Here is a 17298-nt window from a genome sequence, read left to right as displayed (position 1 = left end):
CCCATTTGCAATGGATGGAAGATATGCTTCAACATTTCCCGAATTTGCTTCGGGACGTTTTTCATCAATTGGATCCCGTCAATGTCCGAGCTGCCGCGATGCCAAGCTTCTGGAATGCTTCCAAAAACTTACTGGCTCCATAGCCCATCGCTTCATACAACGGCATGATCGCTTTATTGTGTTCGTCTCCGGCGACCATAATCCGACGGACATTCCGCTGCTGGAATCGTTGTTCCATCGCGGAAACGAGGCTGCGGCCGACGCCGCGCCGACGGTACTCAGGGTGCACGGCCATGCGATAAATGCATCCCGTATTCTGATCGATCGTCCCGATCAATACCCCTTTGATCTCTTCCTCGACTTCCGCAACCATAATCAGTTCGGAATCCCAGGAAAGTTGTCTGGCAAACGCGCACTTGGTATCTTCGTAGCAATCTTCCGATAAGGCCACCTGCAATAGCTCCATCACTTGATTTACATCACTCAACTGAAAGGAACGAATACGCATGCTATGATCTCCCTTTTCTTCACGCAAGATAGGCCGATGTAAAAAAAGAACCCCCCTGTTTTACATCAACCGAATATTTGATTCCAGACAAAAAACGAGGAAAAAACTCTTTCCTTGTCCATTAAACCATAGATATCCCCCAAATACATCATTTTTCTTCTGAAAGCGCTTTATATTAAGCGTTTACAATTATGAACTTTCGCAAAATGTCCTTAACCGACTCACAGTTATGCATATATTTTTATGCATTACCAATAATAGGATTGTTATGCAGGTGTAATACGGAAGGGGCTTTCCTGCTAACTTTTTACACAAGGATGATGAGACTTGATCCAATTCAAACGGGAGGTAAGATCGAACATGGCACATGAATTGCCTGCGTTGCCCTATCCGGCAAACGCATTGGAACCTCATATTGATGAACAAACGATGAATATCCACCATGACCGGCACCATAATACCTATGTAACCAACCTGAACGCAGCTCTGGAAAGTGCGCCTGACCTGCAGGGCAAAAGCGTGGAGGAGCTTATCTCCAACCTGGACGCCGTTCCGGAAAATATCCGTACGGCCGTGCGCAATAACGGAGGCGGACATGCCAATCACAGCTTGTTCTGGAAGGTCATCGGCCCCGGCGGCGGAGGTGCGCCAACCGGTGCTGTTGCCTCCGCGATCGACAGCGATCTCGGCGGTTACGATAAGTTCAAAGAAGATTTCACCAAAGCCGCGACGACCCGTTTCGGCAGCGGCTGGGCCTGGCTTGTCGTTGGCAAAGACGGCAAGCTCTCCGTCACCAGCACGCCAAACCAAGACAACCCGCTCTCTGAAGGCTTGACGCCGATTCTCGGCCTCGACGTTTGGGAACACGCATATTACTTGAAGTACCAAAACAAACGGCCGGATTACATCGCGGCGTTCTGGAACATTATTAACTGGGACGAAGTGAACCGGCTTTACGAAGCTGCGAAGAAATAAAGCCGCGTTGATTACTTACGAAGGAGGGAACATCTATGGCAAAGCAAAAGCGTAAATTGACAAATGACCCGGAGGAGCTCCTCGCCACCAAACACGCCGAGGACGCGCATAAGCAGCAATTCACGAACTTCGCCCACAACGTGACCGGCAGCGGGGCAACCCCCGACCTCGGTAAAGTCGAGGGCGAGGAGCACCGCGAACCGGATACGCAAAACCATATGAAATCCGTGGAGAACCGCATGATGTAATGAGCAACTGCGCAAGGGCTCCGAGAACAGCAAAAAGGGAAGGCGTGTAGACGCCTTCCCTTTTTGCTGTTGCGGCCGGATAGCGGTAAATTATGGCCTTATTCGGCCGGATTACGGCTCCAAATGGCGCTGGTGCCCGAAATAAGGGTACGATTTACCGCTATTGGGCTCTATACAAATGGTTCCGGTGAAATAGCGGTAAACTTTAGCGCTATTCAGCCAAAATATGTCCCAAATGAGCTCTGATGCTGAATATAAGAACACTTTTTAACGCTATTTGCACCCAAAATTGGTGGGGTGGGCCAAATAAGGTGATATTATAACGTTATATTGCTACCACACGAGCTACACAACCTCTAATTAGTCACTCGCCCCTGTTACTAGCTGCTGTCCTAGATCCTTTTAGCCCTCCCCACCATCATTCCGCCAATTTACGAGCCAAGGAGCCTGTCACGGCCGAATAGCGGTAAAAAGTACCACTATCGTTACCGGGGGATGCGCTTCGCCCGCAAATAGCGGTAAATGATGGCCCTATTCGGCCAAATTGCAGCTCCTTGTGACGCCGATGCACGAAATAAGGGTACAATTTACCGCTATTTTGCTCAAACCAGGGGATTTCAGTGAAATAGCGGTAAGATTTACCGCTATTTGGCCAAATTACGTCCCAAATGCGCTCGATGCTGAACAGAAGAACATTTTATAACGCTATATTGCTGCTGCACTGCTACACAACCTCTAATTAGTCACTCGCCCTTGTTACAAGTTGCTGTCCCAGATCCTTTTACAGCTTCCTGCCGACTTCACTCTGAGCCAAAATATCCGTTCAGAATGCGCAGGAAAACGTTCGGGAACGCCAGGTTGTCCATGTCCTCCCGAGTGATCCACCGGTACTCGGAGGTTGTGTCTTCGCCGCCCGCCGCGTCATACGCCGCGGCGGTCTCGGCCACGGCCGCGGGGCTGACGCCCCCGCCGGCCGGCGCCTGCATTGGAATCTCCGCGTCAAAACGAAAGACGCGGAGATTCCAATGGATGTGGCTGAACGTGTGCTCCGCGTTCAGCAGTGCCCCGCCCGGCCGGGCGGGCACCCCGGCGGCGGCCAGAACCGCCGCCAGCCGGTCCATCGCCGGGCCGTCGGGCAAGCCGGCGCCTTCGCCCGGCACGGCGTCGGCGGGGATATGGGGCAGCTCCCACATCCGTGCGAGCAGCCCCGTGTCCGGCCGCCGGCGCACGAGCACGCGGCCGGACAATGCCCCGCCGCCTTCGACGAGGGCGGCGAGCCGGTACTCCGGTCGCGGCGGCTTCGCCTTGCTCTTGACCGGCAGGCGCTCCTCTGCGCCCTCAAGCCGGCCGGCGCAGCGGGCCATCACCGGGCAAACCAGGCATTGCGGCGACTTGGGCGTGCAGACGAGCGCGCCCAGCTCCATCAAGGCCTGATTGAAGTCGGAGGCCCGCCCTTCCGGGATCAGCTCCGCGGCCAGTTCCTCCATGAGGGTGCGTGTCCCGACCTTCGCCACGTCTTCCTCAATCAGGAAGTAGCGTGACAGCACCCGCATGACGTTCCCGTCCACCGCTGGCTCCGGGCGGTTAAATGCGATGCTCAGGATGGCCCCGGTTGTATACGGGCCAACCCCCTTCAAGGCGGACACCTCCGCCTTGGTATTCGGCACGATCCCGCCGTGGCGCTCCATGACCTGTTTGGCCGCCGCTTGCAGATTGCGGGCCCGCGAATAATAACCAAGCCCTTCCCAGCACTTCAGCACGTCTTCCTCCGGCGCCTCCGCCAAATCAGCAATCGTCGGGAAGCGCTCAATAAACCGCTGAAAATACGGAATAACCGTATCCACGCGCGTCTGCTGCAGCATAATCTCCGACACCCAAATATAATAAGGATCGCGGTGCCTGCGCCAAGGCAGGTCCCGCTTGGATTGCTCGTACCAGCCGAGCAGCTCCTTACTGAAAAATATCCGTGTTTCCCTGTTTCCCCGCATGTTGCTCTCCTTCTATTTCACGCGTTCCACCACAGCAAAAGCCGAAGCCAGCTGCCGCTCATGCGTAATGCTAAGATGTATGGCGTATCCGTCGTCCTCCGGACGATTCGCTCCAGTTAACCCCAGCCGTTCCCATGCCTCCGGAGTCAATGAAACCGACGGCTTCCCGTTCGCATCGGGCAAGATCTCCATGTCGGTAAAGCTCAGCACCTGGCCGATCCCGCAGCCAAACGCCTTGCTGACCGCTTCCTTGGCCGCGAACCGCCCCGCCAAAAACTCCGCTGGACGAGCCGATTGACCCGGCAACTCCAGCTCCGCTGCGGTCAAGATCCGCCGCCGAAACCGTTCGCCGATCGCCTTGTTCAACAAGCGCTCTATGCGATGAATTTCGACGATGTCATGTCCGATTCCGAAAATCAAAAGGCAGCCCTTCTTCCTTCTATCTTCTTCCTTCTATCCTGGCGTCTCGTCCGGGACTAGCCCGTAGACGGCCGCTTCCCCCATTGTATCAGGGAACCCGCAGCGGTGCGAGTCTTGGTGAGAACGGAATTGATCCCTTTCACACCAACCGCAAGATTGATCAAGAAGAGCATCCATCTATCAGCTATACTATAGGCATAGACCGGTCTGGAGGAAGTTATGAACCAAATCCGCATCATTCAACAAAGCATCGAATATATCGAAGCGCGGCTGGGCGAGGAGCTTACGTTAGCCGAAGTGGCCAAGGCGATGTTTTACTCCGAATACCATTTCCATCGCACGTTCCTCTACTTCGTTGGGGATACGATGACCTCTTACGTCCGAAAGCGAAGACTATCCCAAGCGGCCGAGCTCCTGGCCCATTCCGACATGAAGGTACTCGATATTGCGCTGCATTGCGGCTTCAGCTCCCACGAAGCTTTCACCCGAGCCTTCCGGAAAATGTACGGGATCTTGCCGACGGAATGCCGCCGCCGCGGCTGCCCGCCTTACCTGGTGCCTAGGGCCAACCCGCTTCGAGACTTCGTTGCCCAAATTTCTTACGATTGGGGAGATTATGACATGCAATACCGTATCGAGCAAGTTCCGTCCCTACGTATCCTGGGATTTTCGCTGCAAACGTCTACTGTAGAAGGGGAAAATCACAAAGACATCCCGGCTTTCTGGCAAAAATACATGCGCGAACAATGGGCCTCTCGCGTGCCCGGCAAGCTTCACCCCAACGTCGAGTTGGGCGTCTGCACCACCGTGGACGAAGACGGCACGTTCCGTTATATCATCGGCTTTGAGGTCGACGAAACGGCTGAGGTTCAAGAAGGCCTAACCGAGTTTCGAATCCCGCCGGCCACCTATGCCATCTTCACCACTCCGCCAGCCGGCGAAGCTGACTTCACCTCATCCATCCAGCAAACCTGGGACGAGATCTTCACCAACTGGTTCCCGTCATCCGGATACGAGCAAGTGGCCGCACCCGACTTCGAATGGTACGACGAACGCTGCTGGCCGAAGGAAGGCAAACAGATCGACATTTACATTCCAGTTCAACCGGCTGGCGCGAAAGCCTAATCCCGGCTTATCTGTCAGGCCCAGCAGCCCGCACAAACAAAACAACCCGATTCCTCCGTACGGAGGACCGGGTTGTTTCACTATATAAATAGGGCTACTCGTACCGCAGCGATTCGATCGGATGCAGCTTAGACGCTTTGTTCGCCGGATACAACCCGAAGAAAATACCCACCGCGGCCGAAAATCCGAAAGCCAGCAAAATCGCCCAAACCGAGACGACAAACGGCCAACCCGAAATCAATGCAAACACCCAGGCCGCCAATAAACCGAGCAACGCACCGAGCGTCCCGCCAAAGAACGAGAGAATCACCGCTTCAATCATGAACTGAAGCATGATGGTCCCTGGCGTTGCGCCGATCGCTTTACGGATCCCTATTTCCCGGGTCCGCTCCGTCACGGAGACCAGCATAATGTTCATGACCCCGATCCCCCCGACCAACAGGGAAATGCCGGCGATGGAGCCGATAATCGTCTGCAGGATGGAGAACGTGCTTTTGATCATTTGCTCGGCATCTTTTGCCGATTCCGAGACATATGCGTCCTTGCTCACGTTCTTCCGATCCGCCAACCAGGATTTGATCGACTCCACCGTTTCGTCCATTCTCTCCGGCGAAGTGGGCAGGACTTCGATCATGCCTAGCCGGTCACTTGGCCCTTCCCCGTCCGTAGGCATGGCGGTAATGGGTGCGTAAGCGGAATAACGCTCTCCGCCCATCCCGCTCATGAGGCTCTCCTGCACCTTATACACCCCAACGATCCGGAACAGTCCCCCGGATAACTGGATCTTCCGGCCGATTGCCCCTTGCGCAGACCCAAATACTTTATCTGCATATTTGGCCTCGACCACAATGGTTTTTTGACGCGCCCGTTCCTCCTGAGAATTGAAAAAGCGCCCTGCCACCATATCGATTTTTTGCAGCTTCGGCGATTCCGAAGTCGTTCCGGTCACGCTGAATTGCAAATCGTCCTTCTTAAATTTGCTCGTCATGCCGTAGGACGACGACGCAGAAACGTAACGCACCCCCGGAAGCTTACGGATTTCAGCTAATTCCCGCTGCCGGAAATAGGTATTGTCATCGGGTTCTCCGTTGTTATAGTTCGGATAAATCAGGAAATATCCATCTTCGTAATTCGACATTTCGGACATAATCGAGCTTTGGCCGGCTTGCCCGATGGACACGACCGTAACCACCGCGGCGACGCCAAAGACGATGCCGATCATCGTCAGGAAGGAACGCAGCTTGTTCATTCGGAGATTGTCCAGGGCAACGAGGATACTCTCCCAAATGCTCATAGGCTAACACTTCCTTTACGCTTGTCGCTTAAGATCCGGCCGTCCCCAAACGTAATGATTCGGTCGGCATGCTCGGCGATATCCGGCTCGTGGGTAACGAGCACAATCGTCGTGCCATCGGCATGAATTTCTTTGAACAACTCCATGATTTCAGAGGACGATTTCGTATCCAAGTTTCCTGTTGGCTCGTCGGCTAACAGGATTGGCGCGTTCATCGTTAGTGCCCGGGCGATCGCGACCCGCTGCTTCTGCCCCCCGGAGAGCTCATTCGGACGATGCTTGACCCGTTCGGCTAGTCCAACCCTGCCCAGCAGCTCAAGCGCCCGTTCGTTGCGCTTCTCCCGGGAAATGCCGGCATACATCATCGGTAGCGTGACGTTCTGCAAGACGGTTTGTCGGCCCAGCAGATTAAAGCTTTGGAAGACAAAACCGATTTTACGGTTTCGCACCCGGGACAGTTCCTCCTCGCTCAGGGACTGCACCGGATCTCCATCCAGCTCATAGCTACCGGCGGTCGGGATATCGAGGCAGCCGATAATGTTCATCAGCGTCGACTTGCCGGAGCCCGACGAGCCCATGATCGCTACGAACTCGCCTTTTTCGATATTCAAGTCGAGCGGCATCAAGGCCTGCACCTCGAGAGGACCGTTTTTATATACCTTGGTGATTCCTTCCAGCGTAATCATCGAACCTTCACCTTAGCGCCGTCCTGCAGTTTGTCGCCGCCTTCGACAACCACGAGGTCACCCGCGGTCACCCCTGTGAGCAGCTCGATTTGTTCTTCGCCTTCCTTGCCCGTTGTGACAAGTGCCTTAACGGCAACCCCGTCCTGGACCTTAAAGACGTACGCCTGCTCACCGTCGTACTGAACCGCGTCGATCGGCGCGAGCAACCGTTCCTTGTCGGGAATCTCCATTTCGACCGTCACGTTATAACCTGGACGAAGCTCCGGCGATACCTGATCCAGGCTGACCTTCATTTCCACGGATGTATCCTTGGATGTCGGATCGGACAGCCCTGCCGTTGGAGCCAGGTAAGAGATCGTGCCGTCATAACTGTCCGTGAAGGCCTCGCCGGTAACGACGGTCTTCATCCCTTGCGCCGCTTTCCCTGCATCCAACTCGTTCAGGTATGCCGTTACCTTCAGACTGCTCACATCAGCAATCTTCGCGATTTCTCCGCCTTCGGCAAGCATTTGTCCTGCGTTCGCTGTTAGAGAGGTAACCACGCCGTCCGCAGGAGCCAGCACCTGCTGGTTTGCGAGCTGCTTCTCCAGGGATTCGATCGTTAACTGACTGGATCGGATACGTAAATCATAGGCAGTGAGGTCCAGCTCCTTCGGCTCCTGGTCGGGGTTTTCGGTAAACGCCTGCTTGAAGCTTTCAAAATGCTGCTTCTTAGCCGCCAGCCGCTCTGCTTCGGTCAATTGCAGATTAATTTGCTCCTTCTCTAGCTGGTCCTTGACCTGCTCCATACTAAGCGTTAATAGAATCTGTCCCTTCTTGACCGCATCGCCCTGCTTGACCTTCAAAGCTCCCACTACGCCGCTAGCCGGCGCATATACTGCCGTCGTCTGTCCCGGCTCCAGCTTGCCATTCGTAAAGATCTGCTCGACGATCTTCCCCATCGTTACTTCTGCGGTCTTCACCTCGGCCGCCCGATTGAGCCCCACCATATTGGTGATCACCAACGCGACGACGGCCAATCCTACGACGGCACCCCAAAACCATTTCTTCTTGAACAAGTCCATCACCTATCCTATTTATGTATAATTGCGGACTTAACTCAGCAGCAGAGAGCCCAGCGAAATGACAACCCAAGCTGCAATAATCCAGGTGGCCACCGTTTTGCGCGGCCGGTTCATAATTACCGAGGAGCCGATAATGTACAACACAAGGCTCCAAATGGAGAACGGATTGATCAAGGACAGTAAGCGATACATCTGGCTGGACTTATCGGCGACAAAGGCCCCTAAGCTAAGCGAAACGTCCGTAGCCGATTGAACGTCCATCGTCATGACCATTATCCCCGTAATCAAGCTGCCTACGATGCCCGGCAGGGCTGCAAATGCAGCGATGGATACAAACTGCATGTATTTGCCTTCCCCGCGAACCACCAGATTCAGCAGCATCAGCAGCAGACCTGTCACGAACAACATGATCACCGGCATGATCGCGCCCATGATGTAAGCGGTCGTTTTCGCCGTGGCCATAAACGTTTGTTGCATGCCTGCGTCGATTTGTTGGTTCTGGAACTGCCGTTGAAACTCCTTCTCCAGCGTCGGCATCTGCATGTAGATCACCACAACGGAGACAACCAGCAGCACCGCAAGCGCGAACAACCAAGCCGTCTTACTCTCCCGCACCCGTTTAAACGTTTCTTCCGGTGCCGTAAAAATCGTGAATACGTTTTTCAATGAAACCCCTCCTCAAATCTCCCAACTTAACTCCATCCTATACCACTTCCAAATAAAGACTATAACATGGATCATGTTATATATACGGACAAAGTCGTAAAGAGATTCATAGGCCGTTCCATCCGCGAGTCCACGCAAGCCGCTTCGTAATGTCTCCCTGCATTATAGCGTTTTCTCCTAACAACGCCACAGGCCGCGGTCCGGGATTTGTCCTGGACTTAAGTCCAAGTCCACAAGACAAAAAAACGCGAGCCTCCGGGCATAGCGCCCAGGCTCGCGTAGTGGTGATACCGATGTTTGGCCTCCGGCCTTCTTCTGCCGGCGCCTCTTGTATTCAGATACCCGGGATCGGGCTGCGCTTGTGCTCCGTCTTCCGATAGAACGACTCCAGCCGCTCTTGGACCGCCGGATCCACCGGCTTGCCTTCGAGATAATCGCTGTTGTCATCGTAGCTGATTCCGAGCTCTTTCTCGTCCGTTTGCCCTTCCCAAAGGCCGGCGGTTGGTGCCTTATCAATGACGCTTTGCGGCACGCCGAGGCGGGCGGCAAGCTGGCGAACCTGACGTTTGTTCAGCGAGCTAAGCGGTGTGATGTCAACGGCCCCGTCGCCCCATTTGGTGTAAAAGCCGGTAATCGCCTCGGAAGCATGGTCGGTGCCAACGACAAGCAGGTTAAGCTCGAATGCCAGCGCATACTGCATAACCATCCGCGTCCGCGCCTTGATGTTGCCTTTGCCTTGCGGGCTCAGGTGACGGGATTTGCCGATTTTTCTAAAACTGTGCTCGACTTCGAGGGCCATTTCGTCTACGGCTTCCTCAATGTTCGTCTCCGCCGTATGTTCAAGTCCAAACGCCTTGGCCACCTCGTAGCTGTGATCGATATCCTCCTGCTCCCCGTAGGGCTGGAATACGCCCAACGTCATATACGGTTGGCCGGTTTCCTGCGTCAGCTCGTCTGTCGCCCTTTTGCATAAGCCGGTCGCCACGGCGCTGTCGATCCCGCCGCTAATGGCAATTAAGAGGCCGGTCGTGCGCGCAGCTTTGACATGCTCCTTCAAGAAGTCAACGCGACGGCGAATTTCCTCCTCCACGTCGATGACAGGCTTTACGCCCAACCGTTTAATGATTTCCTGTTGCAAGCTCATTCTTAAATCCCTCCACATCCTTAATATTACACCCTATGTAAGTCGCATTCCCCAAATCTAAAAACGCCCCGGGCCCATCCGGACAATCCGGATGGCGGGGCGAAAGCGGCTGGCGGTTCGGCCGCCGCCAGGATCTGCTTACCGGCAGAACCGGTCGAACGCGCTGGTCAGATCGGCGGCGATTTCCTCAGCCGAACGATCTTCAATTTGGTGGCGCTCGATGAAATGGACAAGCTCTCCGTCCTTCATCAAAGCGATCGAAGGCGAAGAAGGCGGATACGGCGCGAAATATTCGCGTGCTTTTGCCGTTGCTTCCTTGTCTTGTCCGGCGAATACGGTGAACAAGTGATCCGGCGTCAGATCGTGCTGCAGCGCCTTCGCAACGCCAGGACGGCATTGCCCCGCCGCGCAACCGCAAACGGAATTAACAACGACCAGTGTCGTTCCCTTCGCGTTTGGCAACTTCTCCTCGACTTCGTCCGGCAAGCGCAACTCTTGAACGCCCAGCACGGTCAATTCGTCTCTCATCGGTTGCACCATGTCTCGCATATATTGGTCAAATGACATCGACATTACCTATCACTCCTTATGCAATAATGAAATGGCTTGTTACCCAAGCGCCGCGCCATGCGTCGCTCCTAGCCAGATTAATTTTATTATACATTCATAAGGAAGGAAAGCAACTCTCCCCTATCGCTCCCCACAACCCATTCGGGCTTACAAGAGCGGGAAGAATACCGTAAACGTCGTGCCTTGCCCTTCCGCCGAATCAACGCTGATTTTGCCACCGTGGCGTTCAATGATACTGAGACATAAAGCCAGCCCGAGTCCTGTGCCCTTCGCTTTCGTGGTGAAAAAGGGCTCGAACAGCTTCTCCCGCTGCCCGGGAGGAATCCCCGGTCCTGTATCGCTGACAAGCAATAGCGCGCCTTGATCGGCCACCCTGGTCTCGAGCGTCAGTTGCCCCTTCTCCTCCATCGCTTCCATCGCGTTGCGCGATAGGTTCAAGATCAGCTGTTTGATCTCCTTGGCGTTCAGCAGCAAGGGCGGCAGGGAATCATCCAATTTGACTTCGATCGTTTGCCCGCGAAGGTTTGCGTCCGCCCAGAGCAGCGGCGTCAATTCCTTGATGATGTCGTGGAGGTGGCATTTCTCGCTTTCGACCGGACGATTCTGCGCAAGGGAAAGAAAGTCATTGATGATGCCGTTCGCCCGGTCCAGTTCCTCCATCACAATCCGGTAGTAATGGTCCAACGTCGGAGGGCTCTTCTCCCGCATTAGCTGCAGGAATCCCCGGACCACTGCCATTGGATTGCGGATTTCGTGAGTTATGCCGGCGGCCATTTGACCGACCAGGCTAAGCCGTTCCACATGGTTCAGCTCCATTCGAAGCGTTTCCAATTCGGTGATATCCTGAACGATGGCCACCGCGCCGATGACTTCTTTGGAATGGCTTTTTTGAATCGGCGAAGTACTGGTAAAATAAATATGATCGTTCGCTTTGATCAAATCGGTCATCTTGATTTGGCCTTCAAGCGACTGCTCGACCCTGGAGGCGATCGACTCGATCGGGACGCCGCTGAGCACGTCATTCAGCTTGCGCAGCAGCAAATCCTCGCGTCGCAGCTCCTCCGACTCCTCGCGGTACGTCCGGTATAACTGGAGAAACGTGTCGTTTATCGATATAATATTGCCTTGTTGATCCAGCAACACGATGCCCAGCGGTGCGGCGTCCATCATCTGCTGCAGCTTCTCCGCTTCCCGGAAGTATTCGCGCGACAGCTGCATCACTTGGCCGCGGAGCTTTTCCTTCTCCATCGTGCTTTCAATCATGTAAACGAACAAGCTACCGACCAGCATCGTCACCAGCACATTGACGAGCCAATTGGATAACGCGCCAAGATCGGAATTAAACGACATGTTTCCGGCCAAAAATGGAGACAACGCGATCATCGTCTCCCCGCCCATAAAGAAGAGGGAAAGAATAGCCACTTTACTCTGTCGGCCGGTCCTTTTGAAATAGCGGGAAGTGAGTAGAACAAAGGGATACAAGAGTAATCCCGTCTCCATGATAAACCCAACAAGGGTGTAATTTACTGCAAACAGTGGATAGAGTATGATCTGCATCAGAGCCAATGCGACCCCGTCCCGAAACCTGCCATACAGCATCAGGGCAAACAGGGGTAAAATTCCAAAATTCAGCGGAATAACGTCCTCTATCCGCGAGGCGAAGATATCGCAGAGCAGCGTGCTGCACAAGCAGGTATACGTTAAGCCTATGGCGAAGGGTTGCCCCTTGGCAGTACGGTTGTTGTGCTGCCAGTAGCAATTCCGTTTCTCAAACGTCAATGGAAACAGAAAGGCCGGCAAGCTGGCAATCAACACTTGAAGCAGGATCTCTTTTACAGCATCCACGTTCTCCCTCCTCAGGCGGAAGAATACAAGAATACAACTCTAGTTTCGATTAAATCATAGCCGACAAAGTTTTACAATAATGCATAGTTTAGAAAATAGTAAGAAAGTACAAATAGAGAGGATACGAACATGAAAAATGTAGACGTAATCGTCATCGGCGGCGGCCCCTCCGGGCTGATGGCTGCCATTGCCGCAAGCAAGCAAGGTGCCAAAGTGCTTCTTGTGGACAAAGGAGACAAGCTGGGGCGAAAATTGGGCATATCTGGCGGCGGAAGATGTAATGTCACCAACGCGAAAGAGCTCGATGAACTGATCAAGTTTATTCCCGGCAATGGGCGTTTCCTTTACAGCGCTCTAACCACCTTCAGCAATCAAGACATTGTGGCGTTCTTTGAAGATTTAGGGATCAAGCTGAAAGAAGAGGACAACGGGCGCATGTTCCCTGTTTCTGATAAAGCCAAGACCGTGGTAGATGCACTGATCAGCAAAGTGCGCTCCCAAGGTGTCGAAATCAGAGTAAACAGCCCCGTAGAGGAAGTGCTCTATGATAATGGTCGAACCGTCGGCGTCAGGCTGAAAACAGGGGAAGTGTTAGAGAGCTCGGCGGTGATTGTCGCTGTTGGGGGAAGATCCGTACCTCATACAGGTTCAACGGGTGACGGATATGCTTGGGCCGAACGCGCCGGACACTCGATAACGGAACTCTTCCCAACAGAAGTTCCATTGACCTCTAACGAGCCCTTCATTCAAAGCAAGGAATTGCAGGGGCTCTCCTTGAGAAACGTTTCCCTTTCCGTATGGAGTCCCAAGGGGAAAAGGTTGATCGAGCATCAAGGTGACATGCTGTTCACACACTTCGGGATTTCAGGACCGATTGCTTTACGGTGCAGTCAGTTCGTCGTCAAAGCTTTGAAGCAGTTTGGGACGGGCAATGTGGAAGTATCCGTCGATTTCGCCCCGGATAAGAGCCTGGATGAAATCTATCATGAAACCCTGAAGCTTACCGAACAAGAATCTAAAAAGTCGATCAAGAACGCATTAAAAGCTTATTTGCCTGAAAAAGTAATTCCACTCCTCCTTCAGAAAGCTGAATTAGATCCCCACCTGACGTACGATCACATTCCGAAGCAAAGGTGGCTGCAACTCGCCCAGTTCATGAAACGTTTCCCGATTCGGGTGTATGGCACGTTATCCATTGAAGAAGCATTCGTAACGGGCGGCGGGGTGAATTTAAAGGAAATCGATCCCAAAACGATGCAATCAAAGCTGATGCAGGGACTGTATTTCTGCGGCGAAATTCTGGATATCCACGGTTATACCGGCGGGTATAACATTACTGCTGCCTTCTCAACGGGTTACACCGCGGGCAGCAGCGCAGCGCTAACTGCTGGATGACCACCGAGCGGAACGACAAAAGGGACGCCGCGGAGCTCGAGCTCGCTTCGTCCCGTTGCAGGGCGGCGAATGCCGCCAAGGTTATTCCTCCCGTTCTCTAGCGATGTCTATCAAGCCGAATGATCCGTATGATCATCCATGTCGCACTTGTCCGCCTCTAGTCGATCGTGCTCCCGTCGCTCGATCCAGCTGCCGAAGCGTACAAATACAAAGGCGATCACCAATGTGAATAACACGATACCGTAGAAGCCGGCTCCAACGCCGATGCCCACGCCCCCTGCAAATAGGATCATCGCCGCGGACGTCAGTCCCTTTACCTCGAATCCGGCTTTCATAATGAGGCCTGCCCCGAGAAAGCCAAGTCCGCTGACGATTTGCGCCGTAAGTCGCATCGGGTCCATCATCGTTCGGTCGTGCAAATGACCGTATCGCACGGCGCTTTCGATCGAAACAATCGTGATAAGCGCCGATGCGAGCGTGACGAACGTATACGTCTTTACGCCCGCCGGCTTGTTCTTATGCGTGCGGTCGAAGCCGATCACGAGTCCGAGCAGAGCGCTGATCAACACTCGGAAATAGATTTCATACGCGGAAAAGAACGCCAGCATCTGCATCTCCGTCCCGCGCATCATCGCCCTCCTCCAATCGGCAAGCCCTTCGGTTCGCCCGCCAGCCGCACCGCAGTGTTGTCAACTTGGGTCATAAGCGCTACGTCACTCTCTCCCTTCGCCGTCATTCCCTTTCTCGGACAAGTTCGCATCCAACCTTTCCGCTAACTCGATCAGCTCCAGCGGGGTTCCAATCGTATACCGCGGGATCTCCGAATCGTCTGCCGGCGTCTTCGGATACCGCGGCGTCCAGCTCAGGAACACACTGGTGATGCCAAGCGCATTCGCTCCCTTGGCGTCGCGGCTCAGGTTGTTGCCAACCATAATCATTCTGGTAATGTCGGTTTCATCCAGTTCCATGGCGCCCATGGCCGCCTTGAACATCCGCGGGTTCGGCTTCGTTGCACGGATGTTCTCGGAGTAGATGAGCGTCTCGAAGCATTCATAAAGACCGTTTCGGATCAACAGGTTTTTGAACGATTGCGCTGCGCCGTCGGCCACTATCGCCAGCCGGAATCCCCGCTCCGCCAACGTCTTTACCATCACGTCCGCGCCGGGAATGACACGGCCGTCAAGCACGATGCCCTCCTCGTCCCTTGTCTCGGTGCTTTCATCAATAATCGTATCTCCGCAATCCAGGAAGATAATCAACTTTCTCGGATTCGGATTGGCTGGGGCACGTTCAATCATGGCGTACACCTCTTAAGTTTAATTGTTCCGCATAATGGCAGGCCACGGAATGGCCGTCTGCGATTTCCCGCAACTCCGGCGATTGCTGCGCACATTTCTCGGTGCGGTAGGCACAACGCGGATGGAAGTGGCAGCCGCTCGGCGGATGGGCCGGGTTCGGCACCTCGCCTTCCAGAATGATACGGCTATGGTCCGCTTCCGGATCGGGCTGCGGCACGGCTGACATGAGCGCCTCCGTGTACGGATGCTTTGGACCTGCGAACAACGCCTTCGTTGGCGCCAGCTCGACAATACGTCCTAAATGCATGACGGCGACGCGGTCTGAAATGTTCTGCACAATAGACAAGTCGTGAGAAATAAATAGATATGTGATCTTAAACTGCTCCTGCAAATCTTTGAGCAGATTAATAATCTGCGCTTGAATGGACACGTCCAACGCGGACACCGCCTCATCGCAGACGATCAACCGCGGCTTCATGATCAGGGCGCGGGCGATCGCGATCCGCTGCCGCTGGCCGCCGGAGAACGCATGTGGATAACGGCGCAGATAACTGACGTTGAGGCCGGCTTTTTCCGCGATATCCTTCACTTTCTCTTCGACCTCCGCCCGGCTCAGCTTGAAGTTGGCGACGAGCGGCTCCGAAATAATATCGAATACGCTCATGCGCGGGCTAAGAGACGAGTAAGGGTCCTGGAAAATCATCTGAATATCTCTGCGCAGCCGCTTAGCCTCTTTTCCCTTCAACTTCAGAAAGTCAACTTGTTCATCCTCCTCGGTGCGATAGATGACTTGCCCTGTGGTGGCGGGGATGCCTTTGACCAGACAACGGCCAAGCGTCGTCTTGCCGCAGCCGGATTCCCCAACGATACTTAGCGTCTCTCCTTCGTACAACTCGAACGAAATATCGCTTAACACCTGGACCTTCGTTGGCTTAGCGAATAACTTCGCCGACTTCGGCTTCACCTGAAATTCCTTGTTCAACTCGACGACGTCGAGCATGGCGTTCGTCATGGCGATTCGCCTCCTTCCGACTCCGAATACAGGAAGCATCTGACGGTATGATCCTCGGAAATCGAGGTCATCGGAACGGCAGACGCATTACACACCCCTTCGATGCGGTCCTTACAGCGTTCATAGAAGCCGCACATCGGCGGCATGTCGATCGCCATCGGCACCGAGCCTTCGATGGACTCCAGCCGCTTATCCTTGCCGCCTCCAAGCCGCGGCATCGATCTCATCAGGCCTTTGGTGTAAGGATGTTTCGGATTGCGGAACAATTCCTTCACCGGCGCCTGCTCAACGATTTTGCCCAGGTACATGACCGCAACCTCGTCACACATCTGCGCGATAATGCCAAGATCGTGCGTAACCAGCAGAATCGACATGCCGAACTCCTGCTGAAGCGCGCGCATCAGTTCAAGCACCTGCGCCTGAATCGTCACATCTAACGCTGTTGTCGGCTCGTCGGCGATTAAAAGCTCGGGATTACATGACAACGCCATCGATATCATCGCGCGCTGCCGCATCCCCCCGGAGAACTCATGCGGATATTGATCATACCGCTTCTCCTCGTCCGAAATGCCGACCTTGGATAACATCTCGAGCGCAATGTTTTTGGCTTCCTTCTTGTCCTTCGTTCGGTGGATGCGAATGGCCTCCACGATCTGGTTGCCGATCGTATACATCGGAGAGAACGCCGTCATCGGCTCCTGAAAGATCATGGAGATTCTCCGGCCGCGAATGGAGCGGATCGCCTTCCCGTTGGGTTCTAAGGAGAGAATGTCCATGTCCATCTCCTTCGCCCCCTTGCCGTCGGAAGGGCGATAAACAATCGAGCCCGACGTCTCGCACTCCTTCGGATTGAGGTGGAGGAGTGATCGGCTGGTTAAGCTTTTGCCGCAGCCGGACTCACCAACGAGCCCCAGCGTCTTCCCTTTACGTATGTCAAAATCGACCCCATCCACAGCATTCATGATGCCGTTGTCCAGCTGGATACGGATCTTCAGATTTCGGACCGAGAGCAGAGGCTGCTCGGTTGCTAATGGTTGCGTCGTCATACGGTCCCCTCGCT

The 17298-nt window shown here is 54.3% G+C and carries 18 protein-coding genes; 4 read left to right on the top strand and 14 right to left on the bottom strand.

The annotated features are described in order from the left end of the window. Positions 1–64: 64 nt before the first annotated feature. On the bottom strand, positions 65–508 hold the full coding sequence (locus tag MKZ15_RS03685) for a GNAT family N-acetyltransferase (protein WP_155607234.1): 444 nt from the start codon (positions 506–508) through the stop codon (positions 65–67). Positions 509–868: 360 nt separating this feature from the next. Between MKZ15_RS03685 and MKZ15_RS03680 the strand changes: the two genes are divergently transcribed. Together MKZ15_RS03680 and MKZ15_RS03675 are read left to right on the top strand one after the other, a co-directional pair. Further along, positions 869–1483, top strand: a complete 615-nt coding sequence (locus MKZ15_RS03680) for a superoxide dismutase (RefSeq protein WP_155607235.1) — start codon at positions 869–871, stop codon at positions 1481–1483. A 35-nt stretch (positions 1484–1518) separates the two neighbouring features. Further along, entirely contained in the window at positions 1519–1731 is a 213-nt protein-coding gene (locus MKZ15_RS03675; protein ID WP_155607236.1) for a hypothetical protein, read from the top strand. Between the two features lie 800 nt (positions 1732–2531). Here MKZ15_RS03675 and mutY read toward each other — a convergent pair. Beyond that, the gene (gene mutY, locus MKZ15_RS03670; protein ID WP_339819912.1) at positions 2532–3719 is read right to left on the bottom strand and encodes an A/G-specific adenine glycosylase; all 1188 of its coding nucleotides are present in this window, start codon (positions 3717–3719) and stop codon (positions 2532–2534) included. A 12-nt stretch (positions 3720–3731) separates the two neighbouring features. Then, on the bottom strand, positions 3732–4139 hold the full coding sequence (gene acpS / locus MKZ15_RS03665; RefSeq protein WP_339819909.1) for a holo-ACP synthase: 408 nt from the start codon (positions 4137–4139) through the stop codon (positions 3732–3734). A 219-nt stretch (positions 4140–4358) separates the two neighbouring features. Here acpS and MKZ15_RS03660 point away from each other — a divergent pair, with 219 nt between their 5' ends. Continuing rightward, positions 4359–5264 carry an AraC family transcriptional regulator gene (locus MKZ15_RS03660; RefSeq protein WP_339819907.1) on the top strand — a complete coding sequence of 302 codons (906 nt, stop codon included), beginning with the start codon at positions 4359–4361 and terminating at the stop codon, positions 5262–5264. Between the two features lie 94 nt (positions 5265–5358). On the opposite strand, the gene MKZ15_RS03655 is transcribed toward MKZ15_RS03660, so the two are convergent. The 7 genes from MKZ15_RS03655 to MKZ15_RS03625 all read right to left on the bottom strand — a co-directional run bounded on the left by MKZ15_RS03655 (position 5359) and on the right by MKZ15_RS03625 (position 12533). After that, the gene (locus MKZ15_RS03655; RefSeq protein ID WP_155607241.1) at positions 5359–6558 is read right to left on the bottom strand and encodes an ABC transporter permease; all 1200 of its coding nucleotides are present in this window, start codon (positions 6556–6558) and stop codon (positions 5359–5361) included. Further along, a complete protein-coding gene (locus tag MKZ15_RS03650) occupies positions 6555–7244 on the bottom strand; it encodes an ABC transporter ATP-binding protein (RefSeq protein ID WP_155607242.1) in 690 nt (229 codons plus the stop codon). Before MKZ15_RS03650 ends, MKZ15_RS03655 begins: the two co-directional genes overlap by 4 nt. After that, on the bottom strand, positions 7241–8308 hold the full coding sequence (locus tag MKZ15_RS03645; protein ID WP_155607243.1) for an efflux RND transporter periplasmic adaptor subunit: 1068 nt from the start codon (positions 8306–8308) through the stop codon (positions 7241–7243). The genes MKZ15_RS03650 and MKZ15_RS03645 overlap by 4 nt, the downstream gene beginning before the upstream one ends. 30 nt (positions 8309–8338) lie before the next feature. Then, a complete protein-coding gene (locus MKZ15_RS03640; protein ID WP_155607244.1) occupies positions 8339–8974 on the bottom strand; it encodes a Yip1 family protein in 636 nt (211 codons plus the stop codon). Between the two features lie 334 nt (positions 8975–9308). After that, positions 9309–10118, bottom strand: coding sequence for an ammonia-dependent NAD(+) synthetase (gene nadE, locus MKZ15_RS03635; RefSeq protein WP_193416600.1), 810 nt, complete (start codon positions 10116–10118; stop codon positions 9309–9311). Between the two features lie 138 nt (positions 10119–10256). Beyond that, positions 10257–10691: a BrxA/BrxB family bacilliredoxin gene (locus tag MKZ15_RS03630; protein WP_155607246.1), complete on the bottom strand. Its 435-nt coding sequence runs from the start codon at positions 10689–10691 to the stop codon at positions 10257–10259. A gap of 144 nt (positions 10692–10835) precedes the next feature. Continuing rightward, the gene (locus MKZ15_RS03625) at positions 10836–12533 is read right to left on the bottom strand and encodes an ATP-binding protein (protein WP_339819901.1); all 1698 of its coding nucleotides are present in this window, start codon (positions 12531–12533) and stop codon (positions 10836–10838) included. Positions 12534–12662: 129 nt separating this feature from the next. Between MKZ15_RS03625 and MKZ15_RS03620 the strand changes: the two genes are divergently transcribed. Further along, positions 12663–13928: an NAD(P)/FAD-dependent oxidoreductase gene (locus tag MKZ15_RS03620; protein ID WP_193416602.1), complete on the top strand. Its 1266-nt coding sequence runs from the start codon at positions 12663–12665 to the stop codon at positions 13926–13928. Between the two features lie 110 nt (positions 13929–14038). Here MKZ15_RS03620 and MKZ15_RS03615 read toward each other — a convergent pair whose 3' ends face one another. The 4 genes from MKZ15_RS03615 to MKZ15_RS03600 all read right to left on the bottom strand — a co-directional run bounded on the left by MKZ15_RS03615 (position 14039) and on the right by MKZ15_RS03600 (position 17284). Then, complete coding sequence (locus MKZ15_RS03615) at positions 14039–14560, bottom strand: MgtC/SapB family protein (protein WP_339819900.1); 522 nt, start codon at positions 14558–14560, stop codon at positions 14039–14041. A gap of 81 nt (positions 14561–14641) precedes the next feature. Next, entirely contained in the window at positions 14642–15226 is a 585-nt protein-coding gene (locus tag MKZ15_RS03610) for an HAD family hydrolase (protein ID WP_339819898.1), read from the bottom strand. After that, the gene (locus MKZ15_RS03605) at positions 15219–16238 is read right to left on the bottom strand and encodes an oligopeptide/dipeptide ABC transporter ATP-binding protein (RefSeq protein WP_193416604.1); all 1020 of its coding nucleotides are present in this window, start codon (positions 16236–16238) and stop codon (positions 15219–15221) included. Before MKZ15_RS03605 ends, MKZ15_RS03610 begins: the two co-directional genes overlap by 8 nt. After that, positions 16235–17284: an ABC transporter ATP-binding protein gene (locus MKZ15_RS03600; protein WP_193416605.1), complete on the bottom strand. Its 1050-nt coding sequence runs from the start codon at positions 17282–17284 to the stop codon at positions 16235–16237. Before MKZ15_RS03600 ends, MKZ15_RS03605 begins: the two co-directional genes overlap by 4 nt. Positions 17285–17298: the final 14 nt, after the last annotated feature.

The sequence above is a fragment of the Paenibacillus sp. FSL R7-0216 genome, from assembly GCF_037969915.1.
GTDB classification, from domain to species: Bacteria; Bacillota; Bacilli; order Paenibacillales; family Paenibacillaceae; genus Fontibacillus; species Fontibacillus rhizolycopersici.
Note: the sequence above shows the minus strand (reverse complement) of the source record. Positions and strands in the feature narration are given on the sequence as shown.

Bases quoted from the DNA above. Each gene is read 5' to 3' on its own strand.
- MKZ15_RS03650 (WP_155607242.1), bottom strand. From the start codon at position 7,244: ATGATTACGCTGGAAGGAATCACCAAGGTATATAAAAACGGTCCTCTC.
- MKZ15_RS03685 (WP_155607234.1), bottom strand. From the start codon at position 508: ATGCGTATTCGTTCCTTTCAGTTGAGTGATGTAAATCAAGTGATGGAG.
- MKZ15_RS03615 (WP_339819900.1), bottom strand. From the start codon at position 14,560: ATGATGCGCGGGACGGAGATGCAGATGCTGGCGTTCTTTTCCGCGTAT.
- nadE (WP_193416600.1), bottom strand. From the start codon at position 10,118: ATGAGCTTGCAACAGGAAATCATTAAACGGTTGGGCGTAAAGCCTGTC.
- MKZ15_RS03610 (WP_339819898.1), bottom strand. From the start codon at position 15,226: ATGATTGAACGTGCCCCAGCCAATCCGAATCCGAGAAAGTTGATTATC.
- MKZ15_RS03660 (WP_339819907.1), top strand. From the start codon at position 4,359: ATGAACCAAATCCGCATCATTCAACAAAGCATCGAATATATCGAAGCG.
- mutY (WP_339819912.1), bottom strand. From the start codon at position 3,719: ATGCGGGGAAACAGGGAAACACGGATATTTTTCAGTAAGGAGCTGCTC.
- MKZ15_RS03620 (WP_193416602.1), top strand. From the start codon at position 12,663: ATGAAAAATGTAGACGTAATCGTCATCGGCGGCGGCCCCTCCGGGCTG.
- MKZ15_RS03655 (WP_155607241.1), bottom strand. From the start codon at position 6,558: ATGAGCATTTGGGAGAGTATCCTCGTTGCCCTGGACAATCTCCGAATG.
- MKZ15_RS03680 (WP_155607235.1), top strand. From the start codon at position 869: ATGGCACATGAATTGCCTGCGTTGCCCTATCCGGCAAACGCATTGGAA.
- MKZ15_RS03645 (WP_155607243.1), bottom strand. From the start codon at position 8,308: ATGGACTTGTTCAAGAAGAAATGGTTTTGGGGTGCCGTCGTAGGATTG.
- MKZ15_RS03630 (WP_155607246.1), bottom strand. From the start codon at position 10,691: ATGTCGATGTCATTTGACCAATATATGCGAGACATGGTGCAACCGATG.
- MKZ15_RS03675 (WP_155607236.1), top strand. From the start codon at position 1,519: ATGGCAAAGCAAAAGCGTAAATTGACAAATGACCCGGAGGAGCTCCTC.
- MKZ15_RS03605 (WP_193416604.1), bottom strand. From the start codon at position 16,238: ATGACGAACGCCATGCTCGACGTCGTCGAGTTGAACAAGGAATTTCAG.
- MKZ15_RS03600 (WP_193416605.1), bottom strand. From the start codon at position 17,284: ATGACGACGCAACCATTAGCAACCGAGCAGCCTCTGCTCTCGGTCCGA.